Annotated in this window: 19 protein-coding genes and 1 pseudogene; 12 read left to right on the plus strand and 8 right to left on the minus strand. The window is 72.9% G+C overall.

The window, feature by feature from the left end:
- The first annotated feature begins 25 nt into the window (after positions 1-25).
- Together NI26_RS11775 and NI26_RS17205 are read left to right on the plus strand one after the other, a co-directional pair.
- Positions 26-1,765 (plus strand): dihydroxyacetone kinase family protein, encoded by a 1,740-nt coding sequence (locus tag NI26_RS11775; RefSeq protein WP_066655508.1) that lies wholly within the window; start codon positions 26-28, stop codon positions 1,763-1,765.
- Entirely contained in the window at positions 1,762-2,328 is a 567-nt protein-coding gene (locus tag NI26_RS17205) for a ribose-5-phosphate isomerase (protein ID WP_081984988.1), read from the plus strand. The genes NI26_RS11775 and NI26_RS17205 overlap by 4 nt, the downstream gene beginning before the upstream one ends.
- Before the next feature lie 254 nt (positions 2,329-2,582).
- Here the strand turns inward: NI26_RS17205 and NI26_RS11785 are convergent.
- A pseudogene (locus NI26_RS11785) lies at positions 2,583-3,881 on the minus strand (FGGY family carbohydrate kinase); the annotation flags it as partial.
- A 150-nt stretch (positions 3,882-4,031) separates the two neighbouring features.
- On the opposite strand from NI26_RS11785, the gene NI26_RS11790 reads away from it, so the two are divergent.
- The 3 genes from NI26_RS11790 to NI26_RS11800 are packed head-to-tail and all read left to right on the plus strand — an operon-like array spanning position 4,032 to position 6,917.
- Positions 4,032-5,102: a LolA family protein gene (locus NI26_RS11790; protein ID WP_081985322.1), complete on the plus strand. Its 1,071-nt coding sequence runs from the start codon at positions 4,032-4,034 to the stop codon at positions 5,100-5,102.
- Positions 5,099-6,088: an ABC transporter ATP-binding protein gene (locus NI26_RS11795; protein ID WP_066655518.1), complete on the plus strand. Its 990-nt coding sequence runs from the start codon at positions 5,099-5,101 to the stop codon at positions 6,086-6,088. Before NI26_RS11790 ends, NI26_RS11795 begins: the two co-directional genes overlap by 4 nt.
- Positions 6,075-6,917 carry an ABC transporter permease gene (locus NI26_RS11800; RefSeq protein WP_066655521.1) on the plus strand — a complete coding sequence of 281 codons (843 nt, stop codon included), beginning with the start codon at positions 6,075-6,077 and terminating at the stop codon, positions 6,915-6,917. Before NI26_RS11795 ends, NI26_RS11800 begins: the two co-directional genes overlap by 14 nt.
- A 76-nt stretch (positions 6,918-6,993) precedes the next feature.
- On the opposite strand, the gene NI26_RS11805 is transcribed toward NI26_RS11800, so the two are convergent.
- The gene (locus tag NI26_RS11805) at positions 6,994-8,055 is read right to left on the minus strand and encodes an NADP-dependent oxidoreductase (protein ID WP_081984992.1); all 1,062 of its coding nucleotides are present in this window, start codon (positions 8,053-8,055) and stop codon (positions 6,994-6,996) included.
- Between the two features lie 81 nt (positions 8,056-8,136).
- Positions 8,137-9,057 carry a metallophosphoesterase gene (locus NI26_RS11810; RefSeq protein WP_066655527.1) on the minus strand — a complete coding sequence of 307 codons (921 nt, stop codon included), beginning with the start codon at positions 9,055-9,057 and terminating at the stop codon, positions 8,137-8,139.
- Between the two features lie 96 nt (positions 9,058-9,153).
- Between NI26_RS11810 and NI26_RS11815 the strand changes: the two genes are divergently transcribed.
- Positions 9,154-10,164, plus strand: a complete 1,011-nt coding sequence (locus tag NI26_RS11815; RefSeq protein ID WP_081984994.1) for a threonine aldolase family protein — start codon at positions 9,154-9,156, stop codon at positions 10,162-10,164.
- Positions 10,165-10,401: 237 nt separating this feature from the next.
- On the opposite strand, the gene NI26_RS11825 is transcribed toward NI26_RS11815, so the two are convergent.
- The 4 genes from NI26_RS11825 to NI26_RS11840 form a co-directional block, all read right to left on the minus strand.
- Positions 10,402-10,641 carry a hypothetical protein gene (locus NI26_RS11825; RefSeq protein ID WP_066655531.1) on the minus strand — a complete coding sequence of 80 codons (240 nt, stop codon included), beginning with the start codon at positions 10,639-10,641 and terminating at the stop codon, positions 10,402-10,404.
- A 78-nt stretch (positions 10,642-10,719) separates the two neighbouring features.
- Positions 10,720-10,995 carry a type II toxin-antitoxin system RelE family toxin gene (locus tag NI26_RS11830; protein ID WP_066655542.1) on the minus strand — a complete coding sequence of 92 codons (276 nt, stop codon included), beginning with the start codon at positions 10,993-10,995 and terminating at the stop codon, positions 10,720-10,722.
- Positions 10,988-11,251: a type II toxin-antitoxin system prevent-host-death family antitoxin gene (locus NI26_RS11835; RefSeq protein ID WP_066655545.1), complete on the minus strand. Its 264-nt coding sequence runs from the start codon at positions 11,249-11,251 to the stop codon at positions 10,988-10,990. The genes NI26_RS11830 and NI26_RS11835 overlap by 8 nt, the downstream gene beginning before the upstream one ends.
- 60 nt (positions 11,252-11,311) lie before the next feature.
- The gene (locus tag NI26_RS11840) at positions 11,312-12,511 is read right to left on the minus strand and encodes an ROK family protein (RefSeq protein WP_081984996.1); all 1,200 of its coding nucleotides are present in this window, start codon (positions 12,509-12,511) and stop codon (positions 11,312-11,314) included.
- 134 nt (positions 12,512-12,645) lie between these two features.
- Here NI26_RS11840 and NI26_RS11845 point away from each other — a divergent pair, with 134 nt between their 5' ends.
- The 6 genes from NI26_RS11845 (at position 12,646) to NI26_RS11870 (ending at position 19,980) form a co-directional block, all read left to right on the plus strand.
- Positions 12,646-13,944, plus strand: a complete 1,299-nt coding sequence (locus tag NI26_RS11845; protein ID WP_066655551.1) for an ABC transporter substrate-binding protein — start codon at positions 12,646-12,648, stop codon at positions 13,942-13,944.
- Between the two features lie 10 nt (positions 13,945-13,954).
- The gene (locus tag NI26_RS11850; RefSeq protein WP_066655553.1) at positions 13,955-14,905 is read left to right on the plus strand and encodes a carbohydrate ABC transporter permease; all 951 of its coding nucleotides are present in this window, start codon (positions 13,955-13,957) and stop codon (positions 14,903-14,905) included.
- The gene (locus NI26_RS11855) at positions 14,905-15,810 is read left to right on the plus strand and encodes a carbohydrate ABC transporter permease (protein WP_066655554.1); all 906 of its coding nucleotides are present in this window, start codon (positions 14,905-14,907) and stop codon (positions 15,808-15,810) included. The genes NI26_RS11850 and NI26_RS11855 overlap by 1 nt, the downstream gene beginning before the upstream one ends.
- An 86-nt stretch (positions 15,811-15,896) precedes the next feature.
- The gene (locus NI26_RS11860; protein WP_066655556.1) at positions 15,897-17,558 is read left to right on the plus strand and encodes a glycoside hydrolase family 13 protein; all 1,662 of its coding nucleotides are present in this window, start codon (positions 15,897-15,899) and stop codon (positions 17,556-17,558) included.
- A gap of 230 nt (positions 17,559-17,788) precedes the next feature.
- Positions 17,789-18,757 (plus strand): ABC transporter ATP-binding protein, encoded by a 969-nt coding sequence (locus NI26_RS11865; protein WP_066655558.1) that lies wholly within the window; start codon positions 17,789-17,791, stop codon positions 18,755-18,757.
- Positions 18,754-19,980, plus strand: a complete 1,227-nt coding sequence (locus NI26_RS11870; protein WP_066655562.1) for an ABC transporter permease — start codon at positions 18,754-18,756, stop codon at positions 19,978-19,980. The genes NI26_RS11865 and NI26_RS11870 overlap by 4 nt, the downstream gene beginning before the upstream one ends.
- Before the next feature lie 64 nt (positions 19,981-20,044).
- Here NI26_RS11870 and NI26_RS11875 read toward each other — a convergent pair whose 3' ends face one another.
- Positions 20,045-20,677 (minus strand): TetR/AcrR family transcriptional regulator, encoded by a 633-nt coding sequence (locus NI26_RS11875; RefSeq protein WP_066655565.1) that lies wholly within the window; start codon positions 20,675-20,677, stop codon positions 20,045-20,047.
- Positions 20,678-20,746: the final 69 nt, after the last annotated feature.

Below are 20,746 nucleotides of genomic sequence, written 5' to 3' on the forward strand. Positions count from 1 at the left end.
CCACCGCACGACAGGAACGCACTCCATGACCACGATCCACGACGACCCCGAGGACTTCGCCGACGACCAGCTGGCCGGCTGGCTCGCCCTGTACGCCGACCGGGTACGCGGCGTGCACGGCGGGGTGGTCGCCCTCCCGACCGAGGGCGCCGACCGGCAGGTCGCCGTCGTGGTCGGCGGCGGATCCGGGCACTACCCCGCGTTCTGCGGCGTCGTCGGCCCCGGCTTCGCCACCGGCGCCGTCGTCGGCAACGTCTTCACCTCGCCGTCCGCGGCCCAGGTGTACTCGGTGGCCAAGGCCGCCGACCAGGGCCGCGGCGTCGTGCTGTCGTTCGGCAACTACGCCGGTGACACGATGAACTTCGGCCTCGCCGCCGAGCGCCTGCGCGCCGAGGGCATCGACACGCGCATCGTCGTGGTCACCGACGACGTCGCGAGCGCCGACGAGGTCGCGCAGCGGCGGGGCATCGCCGGCGACTTCTCGGTGTTCAAGGCGATGGGTGCCGCCGCGGCGGCGGGACTCGACCTGGACGAGGTGGAGCGCGTCGGCACCGCGGCGAACGCCGCCACCAGGACGATCGGCGTCGCGTTCTCGGGCTGCACCATGCCCGGCGCCACCGAACCGCTCTTCTCCGTCCCGGACGGACACCTCGGCCTCGGCCTCGGCATCCATGGTGAGCCGGGCATCCAGGACGTCCCGGTGCTGCCCGCGCGGGAGCTCGCCGCACTGCTCGTCGAGCGGCTGGTCGCAGAACGCCCCGAGGGCGCCGGGCCGCGGGTCGCACCGATCCTCAACGGCCTGGGCGACACCAAGTACGAGGAGCTCTTCCTGCTCTGGGGCCGCGTGCTGCCGCTCCTCGAGGACGCCGGGCTCGAGGTCGTCGAGCCCGAGGTCGGCGAGCTCGTCACCAGCCTCGACATGGGCGGCTGCTCGCTCACGCTGCAGTTCCTCGACGACGAGCTCGAACAGTACTGGCGCGCGGACGCCTACACGCCGGCGTACCGCAAGGTCGCCGCTCCGGTCGCGGCGCTCGTGCCGGCTGACGCGGTGGCCGAGGCCGAGGCGGAGGCGACCGTCGTGCCGGACGCGACCGAGGCCTCCCGGCGGGCAGCCGAGACCGCCCGCGCAGCCGTGGTGGCGATGGACGCGCTGCTCCGCGAGCACGAGGAGACCCTCGGGCGCATCGACGCGGTCGCCGGCGACGGCGACCACGGGCGCGGCATGGTCAAGGGTGTCTCGGCGGCTCGCCGGTCCGTCGAGCAGACCGACCCGGCCGCGGGTGTCGCCTTCGTGCTCGGTCGGGCGGGTGACGCCTGGGCGGCGTCCGCCGGCGGGACGTCCGGTGTGCTCTGGGGCGCGGCCCTCGAGGCCTTCGGTCGTGCCCTCGGCGACGACCGGGAGACGTACGGTCCGGCCGACGTCGTGGCTGCCGCGCAGGCGTTCGCGGACTCGATCGTCCACCTGGGCGGCGCGGCCCGCGGCGACAAGACGCTGCTCGATGCACTGCTGCCCTTCGTCGACCAGCTGCGGTCCTCGGTCGACGACGGCGCCGACCTGCCGGCGGCCTGGCGGACGGCAGCGCGGGTCGCCGTCGAGCAGGCGGAGGCCACGGCGGACCTGCGGCCGAAGGTCGGGCGGGCCCGACCCCTGGCCGAGAAGAGCGTGGGGACGCCCGATGCGGGCGCCACCTCGATGGGGATGGTCCTCACACGGATCGGCGAGGTGCTCGCCGACCGCGCACGACGCGAAGGAGTGGACGCATGACGCTACGACTGGTGGTGGGCTCGGACGACGCGGGCTTCGACTACAAGGAGGTCATCAAGCGGGACCTCGAGGCCGACGACCGCGTGGCCAGCGTGGTCGACGTGGGCGTGGACGCGGACGGCCACACGGCGTACCCGCACGTCGCCGTCGACGCCGCCCGGATGATCGCGGACGGCGAGGCCGACCGGGCGATCCTGGTCTGCGGCACCGGGCTCGGCGTCGCGATCAGCGCGAACAAGGTCCCCGGCATCCGGGCCGTCACGGCGCACGACTCGTTCAGCGTCGAGCGGTCGGTGCTGTCGAACGACGCCCAGGTGCTCTGCATGGGCCAGCGGGTCGTCGGCATCGAGGTCGCCCGGCGGATGGCGAAGGAGTGGCTCGGGTACACGTTCGACCCGTCGAGCGCGAGCGCGGAGAAGGTCGCCGCGATCTGCGGCTACGACGGCTCAGCGCCCGTCGGCACCGACGCCGGAGGCGCAGCCGGCACCGACGCCGGAGGCGCAGCCGGCACCGACGCCGGAGGCGCAGCCGGCACCGACGCCGGGGTCACCGCCACCGCGTGACCTGACGCCGGTCGCCCCCTCGGGACCGCCAGCGCACCCGCCGGACCGGCTGGTGCGGTGGCGGTCCCGTCGTCGCGCTGGCGGCGCGCCAACCGGTGCACGACCGGCACGGTCGCCTCGTAGAGCTCCCGGTAGTCCCGGTACCCGAGGTCGTACCGCTCGGAGGCCACCGGATCCGGTTCGATGACGACCGCCGGCGGGTTCCAGGCGCGGATGTCGACGCGGTCCGCGCCGTCGACGAGCAGCGCGGCCAGGTACGCCGTGCCGAAGCACGCCCCCGTGGTGACGGACGGGATGGTCTGCGGGAGCCCCGTGACGTCCGACACGATCTCCGGCCACAGTCGTCCGAGCACCCCGCCGCCGGCGCCGACGAGTTCGTGCACGTCGATGCCGGCCCCGCCCAGCACCTCGAGGTTGTGGCGGACCGCGTAGGCCGTCCCCTCGAGCGTCGCGCGGTAGAGGTCACCACGCGTGTGCCGGACCGTCAGCCCGGCGACCACTCCGCGGGCGTCCGGGTCCGCGATCGGGGTCCGCTCCCCGGCGAAGTAGGGCAGGACGAGCAGTCCCCCGGCGCCCGGACCGGCGGCCCGCGCCTCGGCGAGGAGTGCTGCACGGTCGCCGTCGACGAGCCGCCGGAGCCAGTCGGTGACGGCGCCGGAGGTCGCGGTGCCCCCCGCGACGCAGGGCTGCCCAGGGCGGGTCCCGACCGTGGTCCACAGACCCGGGACCGACGTCGGTCGGTCGGTGGGCGCGATGAGGAACATCGTCGAGCCGTACTGCAGGAACACCCGCCCCGGCGCGGGGACGCCGGAGCTGACCCCCTCGGCCCACGCGTCGATGGTCCCCGCGATCACCGGGATCCCGGCCGGGAGGCCCGTGGCTGCGGCCGCGGCGGCCGTCACGTCACCGGCCCGCTCGCCGGGCCAGAGCAGCCGCGGCATCCGCAGACCGGGCGCGAGCCGCGCGCACCAGTCGTCGATCCAGCGCTCGGCGTGGACGTCGTACAGCGGGGTCGTCTGGCTGGCCGAGTGGTGGTCGAGGACGTACTCGCCGGTGAGCTGCTCGACGATCCGCGACGAGGGCATCGTGAACCGTCCGGCACGACGCCACGTGTCGGGTTCGTTCCGGGCGAGCCACGCGAGCTTCACCCCGGCGGCCTGTGTGCTGAGCCCGCTGCCGCACCGGGCACGGACGGCGTCGTCACCGCCGAGCTCCGCCGCGACCTCGTCGAGCATGTCCGCCGTGCGGGTGTCGACCCCGTAGAGGATCGCGGGCCGCAGCGGCCGTCCGTCCTGGTCCGACAGCAGGACGCACGGACCGATGCCGCTGACCCCGACCGCCTCGACCCGCGCGTGCGGGACCCGCGCGAGCAGCTCGGTCGTCAGGTCCACGAACTCGGCCCACCAGGCGTCGCCGTCCATCTCGACCCGCCCCTCGACGGGGCGGTCGACGCTGTGCTCCCGGCAGCCCTCGGCGAGCACCCTGCCGTCGAACCCGGCCAGCAGCGCCTTCGTGCTCGAGGTACCGATGTCCAGTCCGAGGACCGCGCGCATGCCGTCTCCTTCGCCGCCGTGTCGTCCCGTCGCCGGGCGGACCGATCCTACGAGTGCCGGGCACCGGGACGACAGCCGCGGACGCCCAGCCGACTGTCGGCAGCCCGACGTACGGTGCTCGCGACCCACCGCTCCACCGAAGGGGACACGATGCAGAAGTCAGCCTGGCTGCCCGCCGCGATCGCGCCGGTCGTCGTCGCCGGCGTCATCGCCGCGCCGGTGATCGCGAACGCCGCTGCCGAACCGGTGGCGGGCTCGGACCCCACCGCGGCCGAGGTCCTCGCGAGCATCGCGGGGTCCCGGGACGCCCAGTACTCCGGCACGCTCGCGCAGACGAGCGACCTCGGGCTGCCGGAGCTCCCCTCGGGCAGCGGCGGCTCCTCGCTCGAGGGCGACGCGTCCGACGTGCTCGGACTGCTCACCGCCGCGCACACCGCGCGGGTGTACGTCGGTGGCGAGGACGAACAGCGCTTCCAGCTGACCCAGCAGCTCGCGGAACAGGACGTGGTCCGGAACGGGTCCGACGTGTGGACCTGGGACTCGAAGGAGCGCACTGCGGTGCACCTGACGCTCCCCGCGGACGCCGACGCCCCCACCGCCGGCGCGACCACGCCGGCGCAGGCGGCCGAGCGTGCGGTCGACGCGATCACCCCGAGCACCCGGGTGTCCGACCCGACGACGGTCCGCGTCGCCGGACACGACGCATGGCAGGTCACCCTGACGCCGAGGTCCGACGACACCCTGGTCGGTTCGGTCCGGCTCGCCGTCGACCAGCAGACCGGGCTGCCCCTGCGCGTCACCGTGACCGCAGCCGGGCAGCAGGACCCGGCGTTCCAGGTCGGGTTCACGAGCCTCGACTACGGCGCGCCCGACGCTCGACTGTTCGACTTCACCCCGCCGTCCGGCGCCGAGGTCACGACGAAGGACCTCTCGGACGCCCACCGGCACGGGCAGGGCGGTCGGGCGCACGGCGACGACCGGAGCGGCGTCGGACCGACGGTGACCGGCTCCGGGTGGGACAGCGTCGTGGAGCTGCCCGCCGGCGACACCGCCGGACCGGGTCGGGACTCCGACGCCTCGGCGCTCCTCGACCAGGTGACGAAGCCCGTCGACGGCGGCCGCGCACTGCAGACGTCGCTCGTGTCGGTCTACCTGGCGGACGACGGCCGGGTGTTCGCCGGCGCCGTCCCGGTGTCCGCGCTGGTCACCGCCGCCAAGTGACGACAGCCCCGCAGCCGGACCGGGCAGCGACGGAGCCCGGCCGGTCCGTTCCCGACCTCGCGATCCGGACGCAGTCGCTCGTCAAGGTGTTCCGCCGGCAGCGCGCCGTGGACGGCATCGACCTGGCCGTCCCGCGCGGATCGGTCTTCGGGTTCCTCGGACCCAACGGCTCCGGCAAGACCACCACCATCCGGATGCTCCTCGGCCTGTCGGCGGCGACGAGCGGCACGATCGAGGTGCTCGGTCGTGCGGTACCGGGCGCGTTGCAGGAGGTCCTCCCCCGCGTCGGCGCGCTGGTCGAGGGTCCGGCCGCCTACCCGTACCTGTCCGGTCGGGCGAACCTGCAGCGGTTCGACGCGGCGGACCCGACCTCCGACCCGCGCACCCGCCACGACCGTGTCGCGACGGCGCTCGACCGCGTCGGGCTCGGCCACGCCGCCGACAAGAAGGCACACGCCTACTCGCTCGGCATGAAGCAACGCCTCGGCCTGGCGGGCGCACTGCTCGCGCCGCGTGACCTCCTCGTGCTCGACGAGCCGACGAACGGCCTCGACCCGCAGGGGACCCGCGAGGTCCGCAACCTCATCCGCTCGCTGGCCGACGACGGCACCACGGTCTTCGTGTCGAGCCACCTGCTCGCCGAGATCGAGCAGGTCTGCACGCACGCCGCGGTGATGCGGAGCGGGCGCCTCGTGGCGCAGGGGTCCCTCGACGAGCTCCGGGCGACGGGCGGACGGACCCTGACCGTCCGGACCCCCGACGTGGGCGAGGCCTCGGCGGTGCTCGTGCGGTTGGGGCTCTCCCCGCGTCGGGACACCGGTGCGGACGTCCTGGTCGCCGACCTGCCCGACGACGTCCTGCCCGAGACCGTCACGGCCGACCTCGTCCGTGCCGACGTCCGGGTCCGGGGCGTCGCGGTGGGCGGCGGCACCCTCGAGGACCTGTTCGTCGCGCTCACCGGAGAGGGGTTCGATGTCGCAGCCTGAGCCCGTCCGCCGTCCCGTCCGCCCCTTCGCCCTGCTCGGGTCGGAGCTCGCGCTGCTGTTCCGGCGCCGCCGGACCTGGGCGATGCTCGGTGCCCTCGCCCTGGTCCCGGTGCTCATCGCGATCGCGGTGCGCCTGACCACCGACGGTGACTCCGGTGGTCCCGCGTTCCTCGGGGACATCACGAACAACGGCCTCTTCGTCGCGTTCACCGCGCTCACCGTGTCGATCCCGCTGTTCCTGCCCCTGACCGTGGGGGTCGTGTCGGGGGACACGGTCGCGGGCGAGGCGTCGCACGGCACGATCCGCTACCTGCTGGTGGCCCCGACCGGCCGCCTGCGGTTCATCCTGGTCAAGTACGCCGCCACGGTCGCGTTCTGCCTGGCCGCGACGCTCCTCGTCGTGCTCGTCGGCGCGGCGATCGGCGCACTGCTCTTCCCGATCGGCCCGGTGACCCTGCTGTCGGGGACGCAGGTCGGCGGCTGGTCGTACGCCGGCCGCGCACTGCTCCTCGCGCTGTACGTGGCCCTGTCGATGCTCGGGCTGGCCGCGATCGGGCTCTTCGCCTCGACGCTGACGACGGTGCCGGTCGGGGCGATGGCCGCGACGGTCGTGCTCGCCGGGGTGTCGCAGGTGCTCGACCAGCTCCCGCAGCTCGACTGGCTGCACCCGTTCCTGTTCTCGCACCTGTGGCTCGGCTTCGGCGACCTGCTCCGCGACCCGATCGCGTTCGACTCCTTCGGGGCGAACGCGCTGCTGCAGCTCGGCTGGGTGGCCGTGTTCGGGGCGCTGGCGTACGGACGGTTCGCGACGAAGGACGTCCTCAGCTAGCCGACGCACGCTCTCCCGCGCACGCATCGGGCCCGGCCTCCTGCCGGAGACCGGGCCCGATCGTCGCGCGTGTGGTTCAGGCCTCCGGGCTCGCCGACCCGCCGGCCATCGTCTCGGTGTCCGCGCCTCGTGCATCGGCGTAGCGGTCGCGCAGGTCACGCGCCTTCTCCGAGCGGTACCAGTCGAGTCGCGCACCGGTCTCCACCGTCTGCATGCCGATCACGACCTTGCCGCGGGAGCGCATCTCGGCCAGGTCCTCGTAGGCGTCGACGATGTACTCGAACGGGTAGAAGCCCGAGATGAGCACCTGCACGCGGCGGTCCTGCACGGCCTTGCCGAGCAGGGTGAGCAGGTCACGGGCCTCCTCGTCGTCGGCCGGTGCCCGCAGGAACCGGATCTCGACGTCGCGGCGGTGCTCGGAGGTCACCAGCCGCTCCGACGGCACGCCGAGCCGCGATGCGAGGTCCGCTGCACCGCCACCGCCGTGGTTGTCGATGAACGCGGTGATCGGCCGGCCGGCCGCCATCTGCCGGATGCGGTCCTCCTCGCCTTCGCCGTACGCGACCGGCAGCGTACCGATCTGCCGCAGGTAGTCGTGGTTCCGCGGGCTGCCGAGGGCGATGACGGTCGCGCCGGCATCGTGCGCCAGCTGGCACTCGATGTGCCCGACACCGCCGGCAGCGGCGGAGATCACGACGGTGTCGTCGGGCCCGAGACGGAGTCCGCGGACGATCGTCGCGGCGGTGGCGCCGGCCAGGTAGAGGCCGCCGGCGACCTCCCACCCGACGTGCTCGGGCTTCTTCACGACCGCACCGCGGGGCACGCGGATCCAGGTGGCGTGGGCACCGCCCTCGGGCGCGTGGCCCATCACCTCGTCGCCGACCTTGAGGTCACGGACCTCGGCGCCGCGGGCCCGGACGATGCCGGCGAAGTCGACGCCCTGGTGGGCAGGGAACTCGAGGTCGATGTGGTCGCGCAGCTTCCCCTCGCGGAGGAACCGCTCGACGTGGTTCAGGCCGGCGGCGACGACCTCGACGACGACGTCGCCGGGTCCGGGCTCGGGACGTTCCTGCGGGACGAGGTCGACGACGTCGAACCCGCCGTACCGGTCGTACTGCACTGCACTACCGATGCGCATGGGGGACTCCTTCCGTGGGCATGGCTCCGGTGTACTCGCGACGCCGGAACGGTGTCCGTGAGCGAGGGGTACCAGGCGCCGTCAGCGCGCGGCGGGCCCCGCCTGCTCCGCGATCCGTGCCACCGTCTCGGCGTCGAGCGCGAAGGCGAGCACGTCGCGGTCCGGGTCGGGGACGCGGACCGGTGTCGACCAGACGGAGCCGTCGGTGGCGACGTCGACGACCAGTGCGCCGTGGGCGACGTGGGCGGACTCCTCGGCGTACGGTCCGACGACGTCCGTGTCGTTCGCGACCCCGGGCGCGACGAGCACCGGGACGCCGGCGAGCGACCCGGCGCTGTGGTGGTGCTGGTGCCCGCCGAGCACCACCCGGACGTCCGAGCCGTCGAGGAGCTCGGCGAGGTCCTCGGGGTCCTGCAGGCGGAGGGCCTCGTGCAGCAAGGTCGGCGAGGGCACCGGCGGGTGGTGGAGCACGACGACCGTGCCGTGCGGGACGGGCTCGCCGGTGAGCGCCGCGCGGAGTCGCTCGAGCGCGGTGTCGCTGAGCGCGCCGTAGCCGGCACCGGGGACGCTCGTGTCGACCGTCACCACGCGGAAGCCGGCGACGACCGACTGCCCGGAGACCGGCACGGACGGCGGGACGTACTCCATCGTGTGCGCGAGCGGCGTGCCGCCCTCCCCGAGGACGTGGCCGTTCGCGAGGACCTGGCGGAAGCCCTCGCGGAGGTCGTGGTTGCCGGGGACCAGGACGAGTGCGGCGCCGTGCCGCTGCGCCCAGGCGCCGATCCGCTCGCGAGCGGTGCGGTAGGACGCGGGACTCCCGTCCTCGGACACGTCCCCCGAGACCACGACCAGGCCGACGCCCGGGACCCCGTCGACGTGCGCGAGCACCGCGTCCAACGCCGCCGTCGTGTCGACCGACCCCTGGTGCAGGGCACCGTCACCGGTCAGGTGCGTGTCGGAGAGGTGGAGGATGCGGAGGGTCCCGGCTGCTGGCGGCTGCATGGGCCTCACCGTAGCGACGCCGGTGATCGACGGACTGGACGGCGGGTCGGTGTTGCCTGGTGATCGACGGACCGGACGGCGGGTTAGCGTTGCCCGGTGACCGACGCTCCGATCGACCTGCGCTCCGACACCGTGACCCGCCCGACGCCTGCGATGCGCCGAGCGATGGCCGACGCCGAGGTCGGTGACGACGTCTTCGGCGAGGACCCGGAGACGAACGCCCTCGAGCGCGAGGTCGCCGACCTGCTCGGCCACGAAGCCGGGCTCTTCACCCCGACCGGCTCGATGGCGAACCAGCTCGGGCTGCGGCTGCACGTCGCGCCGGGCGAGGAACTCCTGGCGGACGTCCGGGCCCACGTCGTCCGCGCCGAACTCGGTGCCGCGGCGGTGTTCTCCGGCATCACGACGCGCACGTGGCCCTCGGAGCGCGGACGCCTCGTCGCGGCGGCGGTCGCGGAGGTGGCTGAGCCGAACGCCGGCGCCTACAGCGTGTCCACGACGGCGATCGCGATCGAGAACACGCACAACTTCGGTGGCGGGACCGTGCAGCCCGTCGACGAGGTGCACGCCGTGCAGGCGTTCGCGCGGGAGCACGGCATCGCGGTGCACCTCGACGGTGCCCGGTTGTGGAACGCCCACGTCGCGTCGGGGATCGCGCTGCGCGACCTCGCCGCGGGGTTCGACACCGTGTCGGTCTGCCTGTCGAAGGGGCTCGGCGCGCCGGTCGGCTCGGTGCTCGTCGGCTCCCGGGAGCACGTCGCCGCGGCCCGCACCTGGCGGAAGCGCTACGGCGGGGGCATGCGGCAGACGGGCTTCCTGGCCGCGGCGGGCCGGTACGCGCTCCGGCACCACGTCGACCGTCTCGCCGAGGACCACACCAACGCCCGGGTGCTCGCGTCCGCGCTCGACGTCGACCCCGCGACCGTCGACACGAACATCGTCTTCGCCGAGGTGACCGATCCGGCAGCCTTCGTGGCCGCGGCCGCCGAGCGGGACGTGCGGGTGATGCAGCTCGGCCCGAGGCACGTCCGGCTCGTGACGCACCTCGACGTCAGCGCCGAGCAGGCCGCCCGTGCCGCCGAGGTCCTGGCGGCGCTCCTCCGCTGAGGGGCCGCGAGCGGCCGCCGGGCGCTCGCGTCCCGCGCCCGGTCAGTCGCACATCCAGCGCGAGCCGAAGGCGTCGTGGACCCGACGCAACGCGTCCGGGGTCCCCCACTCCTGGACATCGACGCAACCAGGACCGGCCTGCGCCGCGACGACGCCGAACCGCCCGACACCGCTGTACGCGTACCGGACGCCCGACGCGGCAGCCTGCGAACCGGTGCCGAGCGATCCCCCCGGCAACTACAGCTGGCCTCCGTCGGGGAAGACGAGCACCTGACCGGTCGGCTCGCACGCTGGCGGGTCGTCGGACGCCAGGGCGGAGACCGAGACGGGTGCTGCGCCGTTGCACACCGGGAGCGGGGCCGCGTCGCTGCCCGTCAGGGTGAGGACACCCTCCTCCGGACCGACGGCGACGCACCCGGTGCACAACACCGCGAGCAAACCGAGGACCGTGGGAACGAGGACGGGTCGGATCGTCACGGGCCCAGTCTGCCGCGGACCGAGCCGCGGTGTCACTGATCGGCCCAGGGGGGTCGGCGGTCGGTCGGTCGGTCGGGTTCAGCGGTACACGTCACGGCGGTGGCCGATGACCAGCACGAGGACCACCAGACGATCGTCGACGATCTCGTAGACGATCCGGTGGTCGCCCACACGGACCCGGAACTCGCCCGGCCGGCCGACCAGCGCGGTCGACCCTGGCGGACGCGGCGTCGTGCGGAGCAGGACCAGGGCGGCGAGCAACCGCCGCTGCACGACCCGGTCGAGCTTCGTCAGCGCCTTCGCGGCACGCTTGGTCAGCTCGACCCGGTACTCGACGGGCGAGGCTTCACCCAAGCGTGATGCCCAGCTCGCGGGCGACCTGCTCGAGGGGCAGCGTCTCCGGGTCCTCCGCGAGTTCCCGCCGAGCGCGATCGACAGCGGCCCGGTCCATCGCGTCCTCGAGCGCCTGCAGTGCCCGGCGAGCCAGTTCCGCCTCGAGCACGACGACCTGCTCGCGGCCGCGGACCGTGATGGCGACCGGTTCGCGGTGCGCATGGTCGATGAGGTCGGACCATCGCTGGCGTGCTTCACTCGCGGGCAGGTTGTACATGTACCGATCGTACGACTCGTACGTCCGGTCGGGAAGGGCTCGGTGGGAGCGGATCGGCGGTCAGGTCGCGACGGCGGGGGTCTCGGCGGGCAGCGGGAAGGCCAGCGGGTCGGCGTGCACGAGGTCGAGCGCACGCGCGACGGCGCCGAGGACCACGACGTCGCCGCCGAGCCGCGACGGCACGACCTCGGGCGTCGGGTCGTACTCCCAGACAGCCAGGTGCTCGCGCGCCCGCTCGATCACGGGAGCGGCGGCGTCGGCGATCGCACCGGCGACCACCACGCGGTCGATGTCGAGCAGGCTCGCGAGCAGGACGCAGACCCGGGCGAGGCGGTCCCCCAGGCGGTCGACGACCTCGAGCGCCACCGGGTCGAGCAGCGCGGCGGCGGCGAACACCGCCTCGGCGCCCGGCTCCTCGACGCCGCCGAGCAGGGAGGCCGGACCGATGCGCCCGTCGGCCCGCGCCGCGCGGACGAGCTCGCGGGCGGTGCGCCCGATGCCGTTCGACGAGGCCACCCCGTCGACCAGGTCGAGCACCCGGAGCTCACCGGCACCGCCCCGGGCACCGCGGAGCAGCACGCCGTCGACGACCAGGCCGGCGCCGAACCGCTCGCCCGAGAGCAGCGCCGCGAACGAGGCGTCCCCCGAGGAGGGCCGTTCGGCCAGCGCGGCGGCGTTCGCGTCGTTCTCGACCACGACGACACCGTGGGGCACGACGTCCGAGAAGCCCGGGTTCATGCTGTCCCAGAAGCCGCCGTCGCGGGGTGACGCACCGAGCGCGTCGACCGGAGCCGGGATGCCGACGACCGTCACGAGCACGCGGGCGGCGTCCACGTCGGCCGCGGTGAGTGCCGCCGCGACGGTGTCGGTCGTCACACTGAGCCGGACGGGCACCTCGAGCCCGAATTCGCCGAGCGCCCCCTCGGTGCGGGCGAGGACGGCGCCGCGCAGGTCGGCGACGAGCGCGGTGACGCGGTGCTGCCCCGCGTCGACGCCGACGACGACCCCGGCGTCCGCGACGAGTTCCCAGCGCCGGGCGGGCCGGCCCTTCCGGTACTCCCCTGCCGTGCGGGCGTCGTCGAGGTCGCGGAGCCAACCGAGCCGGACGAGCTCCGCGCACGCGGCGAGGACGGTCGAGCGGGTCAGCCCCGTGGCGTCGATCGCCTCGGTCGCCGTGAAGGCACCGGACGACGGCTCGAGGGCGTACGCCAGGACCGTCTCGGCGCTGGTCGCGCGGGGGGTCACACGGCGTTGTGGCATGCGCCGACCCTACCGCGACGCGACTTGCTTGCGCGATTAGATTTTCTGGGTACATTTAGTCGCGCGAGCCGACACCGACGCCGGCACGCGAGTCGGAACGGCAGGGACGCCGGGTCCGGACGGACGGAGACGACGTGCAAGCACACGCCACCACCAGGAGCACGGCCGGGGTCACCCGCCGCGGGTTCCTGCTCGGTGCGGGCGGCATCGGCGCGGGCCTGGCACTCGCCGGGTGCGCCCCGCTCGGAGGATCGAGCAGCCGACCCGAGACGATCACCTTCTACGTGTCGAAGCCCGAGGTCATCGGGTACTTCGACGACGTCATCGCGAAGTTCCACGACAGCCAGTCGACGATCCGCGTGGTCCGCGACTCGACGTCGAACATGTCCGCGAACTTCGTCCGGAACCGACCGCCGGACCTCGGGTGCCTGAACTACAACTACGCGATGGTGTCGTTCGTCGAGCACGGGGCCCTGACCGACCTGTCCGACCTGCCCGAGAAGGACACGATCAACCCCGACCTCTGGCCCCTGATGCGCCAGACCGCCGACTACCCGGGCCGGACGAGCGTCCTGCCCTACTCGGTGACCGCCGCGTCGGTGATCTACGACAAGCAGCTGTTCGCGCAGCAGGGTCTCGAGGTGCCGACGACCTGGAGCGCGTTCACCGACGTGTGCGAGCGTCTCGTGAAGGCCGGGATCACCCCGATGTACGGCACGTACAAGGACAACTGGACGATCGCCCAGGGCATGTTCGACTACTCGGTGGGCGGCATGCTCGACGTGCCGTCGACCTTCGCGGCGCTCGACCGCGAGGGCACCTCGGTCGGCAGGGGGTCGGCGGTGTCGTTCGAGAAGGACTTCGCCGCTCCCGTCGGCCGCATGGTGGACCTGCTGCAGTGGCACCAGCAGGGCGCCGCCAGCCGGGGCTACGGCGACGGCAACCTCGCGTTCGCGCAGGGGAAGGCGGCGATGTACCTGCAGGGCCCCTGGGCGCTCGGCGAGATCGCGAAGACGAACCCCGACATGGACCTCGGCACCTTCCCGTTCCCGGCGACCGACGACCCCGCCGACAACAAGGTGCGCGTCAACGTCGACCTCGGGCTCTGGATCCCCGAGGCCTCACGGAAGCAGGAGGCCGCCCGCGAGTTCCTGTCCTTCCTGATGAGCCCGGAGATCAGCGACCGGTACAACGCCGACAACAACGGCTTCGGTGTGCGGAAGGACTCCCCTCCGGTCTCGAACCCCGCGCTCCGCGGCATGCAGGACTCGTACGACCAGGCCGCGTTCTACCTCGGCGCCTCGCAGCTCATCCCCGCCGAGATCCCGGTGGCGAACTACCTGCAGTCCATCGCCTTCGGCGGTGCGCCCGACCCGCAACTCCGCACCCTCGACGGCGACTGGGCGCGGCTCGCGCTCCGGTCGGCCGCGTAAGGAGACGACCTTGGCCACCACGACCACCGAATCGATCACGACGGCGGACCGCCGCCGCCGGGGCGGAGCCGCACCGCGCCTCCAGGCCGGCGTCCGCGGACGCGCCAAGCGCGTCGATCCGCTCTTCCTCCTGTTCCTCGTCCCCACGCTCGTGCTCTTCACCCTCGCCATCACGCTCCCCGCAGCGATGGGCATCGTGCTGAGCTTCACGAACTCCGTCGGCTTCGGCGAGTTCCGGTTCACCGGCCTGACGAACTACGTCGCGGTGTTCTCCGACCCCGCGATCCTGCAGGCGTACCTGTTCACCATCGGGTTCTCGCTCGTCACCGTGCTCCTGGTGAACGCCGTGGCGTTCCTGCTCGCGATCGCGCTGACGTCGAAGATCCGCGGCAAGATCGCGCTCCGCGGCGTCTTCGTCCTGCCGATGGTGATCTCCGGCATCGTCATCGCCTACGTGTTCTCGTTCCTCTTCGCGAACAGCCTGCCGGCGCTCGCGACCACGCTCGGCATCGCCCCGCTCGAGCAGAGCATCCTGGCGAACCCCGACCTGGCGTGGGTCGCGATCGTCGTCGTGACCGCCTGGCAGGCGATCCCGTCGACGCTCCTCATCTACATCGCCGGCGTCCTGTCGATCCCCGGCGAGGTGTACGAGGCCGCGGCGCTCGACGGTGCCAGCGCCTGGCGGCAGCTGGTCTCGATCACCGCACCCCTGACGGCGGGCTACATCCTCATCAACCTCGTGATCGGGTTCAAGAACTTCCTGAACTCGTACGACATCGTCGTCGGCCTGACCGACGGCGGCCCGGGCACCTCGACCACGACGGTCGCGATGTCGATCTTCAAGGGCTTCAGCGGCGGCGACTACGCGTACCAGATGGCGAACGCGACGATCTTCTTCGTGATCGCCGTCGTCATCGCCGTGATCCAGCTGCGGGCGACCCGCGGGAAGGCAGCGCTCTGATGACCATGCAAGCACCCCTCCGTCCGGGCACGACGGCGACCGGCAGCATCCGGTCGGTCGACGCCGACCGCACCGCCGGACGCCGCGGTGAACGGTTCAACTGGCCGGTCACGATCGTCCTCGCGCTGTGCACCCTGTCCGTCCTCGTCCCGCTCTACGTCACCGTGACGATGGCGTTCAAGACCACGACGCAGGCCGTGGACGGCAACGCGTTCTCGCTGCCGGCGCCGTTCAGCGTCGACGGCTTCGTGCAGGCCTGGGAGCTCACGGACTTCCCGCGGGCGTTCGGCGTCTCGGTGCTCATCGCGGCGATCACCGTCGTCGGGACGATCCTGCTCGCGTCGTTCACGGCGTACGCCATCGCCCGGAACTGGGAGCGCCGCTTCTTCCGCTGGTCGTTCTTCTACCTGCTCGCCGCGATGTTCCTGCCGTTCCCGGTGCTCGCACTGTCGCAGGTGAAGCTCACGGGCCTCGCCGGGCTGGACAACCCGTTCGGCGTCGCGATCCTGCACGTCATGTTCCAGCTGTCGTTCAGCGTGCTGCTGTTCACCGCGTTCCTGCGCTCGATCCCGGCCGAGCTGGAGGAGAGTGCCCGCATCGACGGTGCGAGCACGGGGCAGGTGTTCTGGCGACTGGTGTTCCCGCTCCTCGCGCCGATGAGCGCCACCGTCGGCATCTTCGCGTTCCTGGCGTCCTGGAACGACTTCGTGATGCCGTCGCTGATCACCTCGGACCCGGCGCTGCAGACCCTGCCGGTGCTGCAGCAGATGTTCCAGACGCAGTTCAGCAACAACTACAACGTGTCGTTCGCCTCGTACCTGATGGCGATGGCCCCGGCGATCATCGTCTACCTCGTCACCCAGCGATGGGTGATGGCCGGCGTGACCCAGGGCGCGATCAAGTGACGCCGACGTCGCCGTCCGCGACCGCGGACACGAACGCAGCCGCAACGACCACGACCACCACCCGCACGAACAACGAAAGGCCCGACGTGACCGACACGCTCGTCCAGCCCGCAGCCGCCACCGACGCCGAGACCTGGTGGCGCCAGGCGAGCGTCTACCAGGTGTACCCCCGCTCGTTCGCCGACGCGGACGGCGACGGCATCGGCGACCTCCGCGGGGTGACCTCGCGGGTGCCGTACCTGTCCTCCCTCGGCATCGAGGCCGTCTGGCTCAGCCCGTTCTACCCGTCGGCGCTGGCCGACGGCGGCTACGACGTCGACGACTACCGCGACGTCGACCCGCGTCTGGGCACCCTCGCCGACTTCGACGACATGGTCGAGGCTTTGCACGGCGCCGGCATCCGGGTCATCGTCGACATCGTGCCGAACCACACGAGCGACCGGCACGCGTGGTTCCGCGAGGCACTGGCGTCGCCGAAGGGCAGCCCGGCCCGGGACCGCTACGTCTTCCGCGACGGCACCGGTCCCGACGGGTCCGAGGCGCCGGCCGACTGGGTGTCGATCTTCGGCGGCCCGGCGTGGACCGCCGTGGGCGACGGCCAGTGGTACCTGCACAACTTCGCGACGGAGCAGCCCGACCTGAACTGGGCGAACCGCGAGGTGCGCGACGACTTCCTGCACACGCTGCGCTTCTGGTCGGACCGCGGGGTCGACGGCTTCCGCATCGACGTGGCGCACGGCCTGGCGAAGGACCTGCCCGCAGGCGAGCTGCCCACGTGGGCCGAGGTGCTCGCCGCCCCGAAGGACGGCTCGCACATCCTGTGGGACCGCGACGACGTGCACGAGATCTACGCCGAGTGGCGCACGGTGTTCGACGAGTACCCCCCGGCACGGACCGCCGTCGCCGAGGCCTGGGTCGCAGCCGACCGCCGTGCCCGGTACGCCAGCGCCGAGGGACTCGGGCAGGCGTTCAACTTCGACCTGCTCGAGGCGGACTTCGACGCACAGCAGTTCCGCACGATCATCGAGTTCAACCTCGGGCTCGCCGAGCAGTCCGGCTCGTCGACGACGTGGGTGTTCTCGAACCACGACGTCGTCCGGCACGCCACCCGCTACGCACTGCCCGCCCGCAACGGCGACGAGCAGAAGCAGGGGTCCGCGTGGCTGCTCGCGGGCGGTGACCAGGCGGCGCTCGACCGATCGCTCGGACTCCGTCGGGCCCAGGCGGCGACGCTCCTCGAGCTCGCACTGCCCGGCTCCGCGTACCTGTACCAGGGCGAGGAACTCGGCCTGCACGAGGTCGGCGACATCCCCGACGCCGAGCGCCAGGACCCGGCGTTCTTCCGGAACCCGGGCGTCGACGTGGGCCGTGACGGCTGCCGCGTGCCGATCCCGTGGACGCGGCAGGGTTCGTCGTTCGGGTTCGGCGACGGCGGCTCGCACCTGCCGCAGCCGGCGTGGTTCGCGCAGGTCTCGGTCGAGGCGGAAGACGCCGACCCCGACTCGACGCTGAACCTGTACCGGAAGGCCCTGGGCCTGCGCGGCCAGCTGCAGTCCGAGGAGCACCTCGAGTGGCTCGAGACCGGTCGCGACGACGTGCTCGCGTTCCGCCGGCCGAACGGCTGGACGAGCGTGACGGTGTTCGGCGACGAGCCGTACGCACTCCCCGCCGGCGAGCTACTGCTCGCCTCCGCGCCGGTGGCAGACGGCGCACTGTCGGGTGTGGGGACCGCCTGGTTGCGTTCCTGACGGAACCCGGTGGCGGACGGGAGGCGCGGTGCAGGCAGGCACCGCGCCTCCCGTCCGTCGTGTGGTCACCTCGGTCGTCGCCCGTCGGGCAGGACCGGGCGTACCAGGTGGGAACGGGCGTACCGGGTCGAACCGTTCGACCAGGTACGCCCGTTCTCGCTTCCCACCGCACGTGCGATGGGAAGGAACGGGCGGCGGAACTCGCGGCGGCCGCCGGTAGGGTCGGCAGCATGAGCGGCGCGAGCATCAGCGTGCGGGACCTCGTCATGCGCTTCGGGGACCGGGACGTCGTCGACGGGCTGTCGTTCGACGTGGCCCCCGGCGAGACCTTCGGGCTGCTCGGCAGCAACGGATCGGGCAAGACCACCACGATCCGGGCGCTGCTCGGCATCACGACGCCGACCTCCGGCACCCTGCTCGTCGACGGCGCACCGTACCGACCCGCGACCGGCGGCATCGGGTACCTGCCCGAGGAGCGCGGGCTGTACCGCAAGGAGTCCGTGCTCGACGTCATGACCTACTTCGGCACGCTGCGGGGCCTCCGCCGCACCGAGGCCGCGGCGTGGAGCACCGAGTACCTCGAGCGCGTCGGGCTCGCCGACCGCGCGAAGCTCCGTGTCGACAAGCTGTCCGGCGGGCAGCAGCAGAAGGTGCAGCTCGGCATCACGATCATGGACCGACCGCGCCTGCTCATCCTCGACGAACCGACGAAGGGGCTCGACCCGGTCAACCGTCGGCTGCTCCTCGACCTGGTCGACGAGCGGAAGGCGGACGGCGCGACCGTGGTCCTCGTCACGCACCACATGGACGAGGTCGAGCGCCTCTGCGACCGCATCCTGCTGCTCAAGGACGGCCGGGCAGCCGCGTACGGCAGCATCCCCGACGTGCAGGACGCCTTCGGCGGCGCCGTCGCCCGGGTGCAGCTCACCGGCACGGTCCCCCGTTCTCCCCTGTACCGCCTCGCCCGGCACGAGGGTCACGTCGCCCACCTGGTGCCCACCGAGGCAGCCGCGGTGGACGGGTCGGACATCCTCGCCGCGCTCGTCGGCGCAGGTGTGCACGTGACCGCGTTCGAGATGCGCCGCATCCCGCTCGACGAGATCTTCGTCCAGGTCTACGGCCACGACGCCGGGGCCGACCAGGCCCCGGCCGGCCGGGCGTCGACGCAGCACACCACCGCGAGCGGGGCGGCGGCGTGAGTCGGCTCGGGACGGTCGTGCGCTTCGAGTTCGTCCGCGCCGTCAAGAAGCCCGCGTTCTGGATCGGCACCCTCGCGCTCCCGATCGTCGTCGTCCTGGTCTCGGTGCTCGTCGGCGTCGGACAGGCGGCCGGCTCCGACTCGATCTCGTCGAGCGCCTCGGCGGCGAAGACCTCGTTCCGGTACGTCGACCACTCGGGCCTGGTGTCGGCGCGGGTCGCGGCCGAGTGGGGCGGGTCGCCGTCCGACGACCCGGCCGCCGACCGCGCGGCCGTCCGGGCGGGCACGCTCGAGCTCTTCGTCGAGTACCCGGAGAAGCCGTCGGCGCAGGCGATCCGGCTGGATGCCGCCGACCGCGGACTGTTCGAGAACGGTGGCTACTCCTCGCTCGCCGAGCGGGTGCTGGAACGCAGCGTCGCGGCCTCGGTCGGTGACGACGAGGCCGTCGCGCTCCTCCGCGCCCCGCCGTCGACCGACCTGACCACGTACGCCGACGGCCGCGTCGCACCGGGCTGGCTGTCGATCGTCCCGCCGCTGCTCTACGCCCTCGCGTTCTTCGGCATCGTGATCCTGCTCGCGACCCGCATGGTGACGGTGGTCGTCGAGGAGAAGGAGAACCGCATCTCCGAGATGATCCTGACCGCGGTGACGGCCGGTGACCTGATCCGGGGCAAGGTCCTCGCCATGTTGCTCGTCGGGCTCGTGCAGGTCGGGGTCGTCGTGCTGCCGGGGCTCGCGGTCGCCCTGGTCGCACTGCCCCTCGTCGCGTCGCGGCTCGGCGGCCTGACGGTGGACCCGTGGCGGATGGTCGTCGGTGCGCTGCTGCTCGTCGGCGGGGTGCTGCTCGCCTGCGGGCTCTTCGTCGCCGTCGGCGCTGCGGTGCCCTCGATCAAGGACGCCTCGACGCTGCAGTCCGCCGCGATCTTCGCCCTGATCATCCCGCTCTACGCGGCGTTCTTCGTGATGACGACGCCGTCGTCGCCGGTGGCGGCGTTCTTCACGTACTTCCCCACCTTCACGCCGATCACCGCCATGGTCCGGAACGCCGTCGGATCGCTGTCCGTCGTCGAGTCCGTCGTCTGCATCGTCGAGGTGTTCGCCGTGGCCGCGGTGCTGCTCTGGTTCGCCGAGTACCTGTTCCGCCACTCGGTGGCGCAGTACGGGTCGAAGGTCACGGTGCGGCAGATCGCCGGCTGGCGCCGGGGCCGAGCCCGGGCACGCTGACGCGGTCCGACGGACGCGGGTCGTCGACGGGCCGACGGGTGTCGACGGCGGCACCGCTCGTGGGTCAGCCGCGGACGAGCGCCTCGTCCACGTCCCAGGCCACGGCTTCGGGCTCACGCCAGCCGTGCCGGAGCGTGTGCACGGCACGGTCGTACTCGACCAGGACGTCGAGGTACGGCCGGACGAGCATCTGCAGCTGGAGTCCCTCGTAGACCGCGAGCAACTGCGTCGCGGCCTGGTGGGCGGGGATGCCGATGGTCTCCAGACCGGCGTCGACGTCGCGCTGCAGCCCGACGGTGAGCTCCTCGACGTACTCCTCGAAGCGCTTGCGGAAGAAGCCGGCGAAGTCCCGTTCGGACGCGGCGAGGGTCACGACGCCCGCGAGCACCCGGACGAGACCGGGGTCGGCGACGTCCTCGGCCAGGGTCATCCGCACGTGCTCGAGCGTGCACCGCGGCACCGACGACCGGCGGGATCCGCGGAGCTGCAGCCAGCGGTCGTAGACCACCAGGAGCAGTCCGTCCCAGGTCGGGAAGAGCCGGTCGACGACCGTGCGGTCCACGCCGCAGGTCTCGGCGACCGTACCGGCGTCGACCTCGTGGAACGGGTGCAGCCGGTAGGCCCGGATCGCCCCGCGCACGATCCGCTCGGCCAGCGACGCGTCGCCCTCGACGGACCCGCCGTGCATGTCTGCCATCCCGACAGTCCACCGCACCCGGCCCCGGCGTGTCTCCACCCAGTGCGGGGGTCAGGCAACACCTGTCGA

The sequence above is a fragment of the Curtobacterium sp. MR_MD2014 genome, from assembly GCF_000772085.1.
GTDB lineage: Bacteria > Actinomycetota > Actinomycetes > Actinomycetales > Microbacteriaceae > Curtobacterium.

What these genes read in the sequence shown, in the direction of transcription:
- NI26_RS17205 (WP_081984988.1), top strand. Translation starts at nt 1,762, where the DNA reads ATGACGCTACGACTGGTGGTGGGCTCGGACGACGCGGGCTTCGACTAC.
- NI26_RS11855 (WP_066655554.1), top strand. Translation starts at nt 14,905, where the DNA reads ATGACCATGCAAGCACCCCTCCGTCCGGGCACGACGGCGACCGGCAGC.
- NI26_RS11800 (WP_066655521.1), top strand. Translation starts at nt 6,075, where the DNA reads ATGTCGCAGCCTGAGCCCGTCCGCCGTCCCGTCCGCCCCTTCGCCCTG.
- NI26_RS11805 (WP_081984992.1), bottom strand. Translation starts at nt 8,055, where the DNA reads ATGCGCATCGGTAGTGCAGTGCAGTACGACCGGTACGGCGGGTTCGAC.
- NI26_RS11840 (WP_081984996.1), bottom strand. Translation starts at nt 12,511, where the DNA reads ATGCCACAACGCCGTGTGACCCCCCGCGCGACCAGCGCCGAGACGGTC.
- NI26_RS11875 (WP_066655565.1), bottom strand. Translation starts at nt 20,677, where the DNA reads ATGGCAGACATGCACGGCGGGTCCGTCGAGGGCGACGCGTCGCTGGCC.
- NI26_RS11775 (WP_066655508.1), top strand. Translation starts at nt 26, where the DNA reads ATGACCACGATCCACGACGACCCCGAGGACTTCGCCGACGACCAGCTG.
- NI26_RS11835 (WP_066655545.1), bottom strand. Translation starts at nt 11,251, where the DNA reads ATGTACAACCTGCCCGCGAGTGAAGCACGCCAGCGATGGTCCGACCTC.
- NI26_RS11810 (WP_066655527.1), bottom strand. Translation starts at nt 9,057, where the DNA reads ATGCAGCCGCCAGCAGCCGGGACCCTCCGCATCCTCCACCTCTCCGAC.
- NI26_RS11865 (WP_066655558.1), top strand. Translation starts at nt 17,789, where the DNA reads ATGAGCGGCGCGAGCATCAGCGTGCGGGACCTCGTCATGCGCTTCGGG.
- NI26_RS11790 (WP_081985322.1), top strand. Translation starts at nt 4,032, where the DNA reads ATGCAGAAGTCAGCCTGGCTGCCCGCCGCGATCGCGCCGGTCGTCGTC.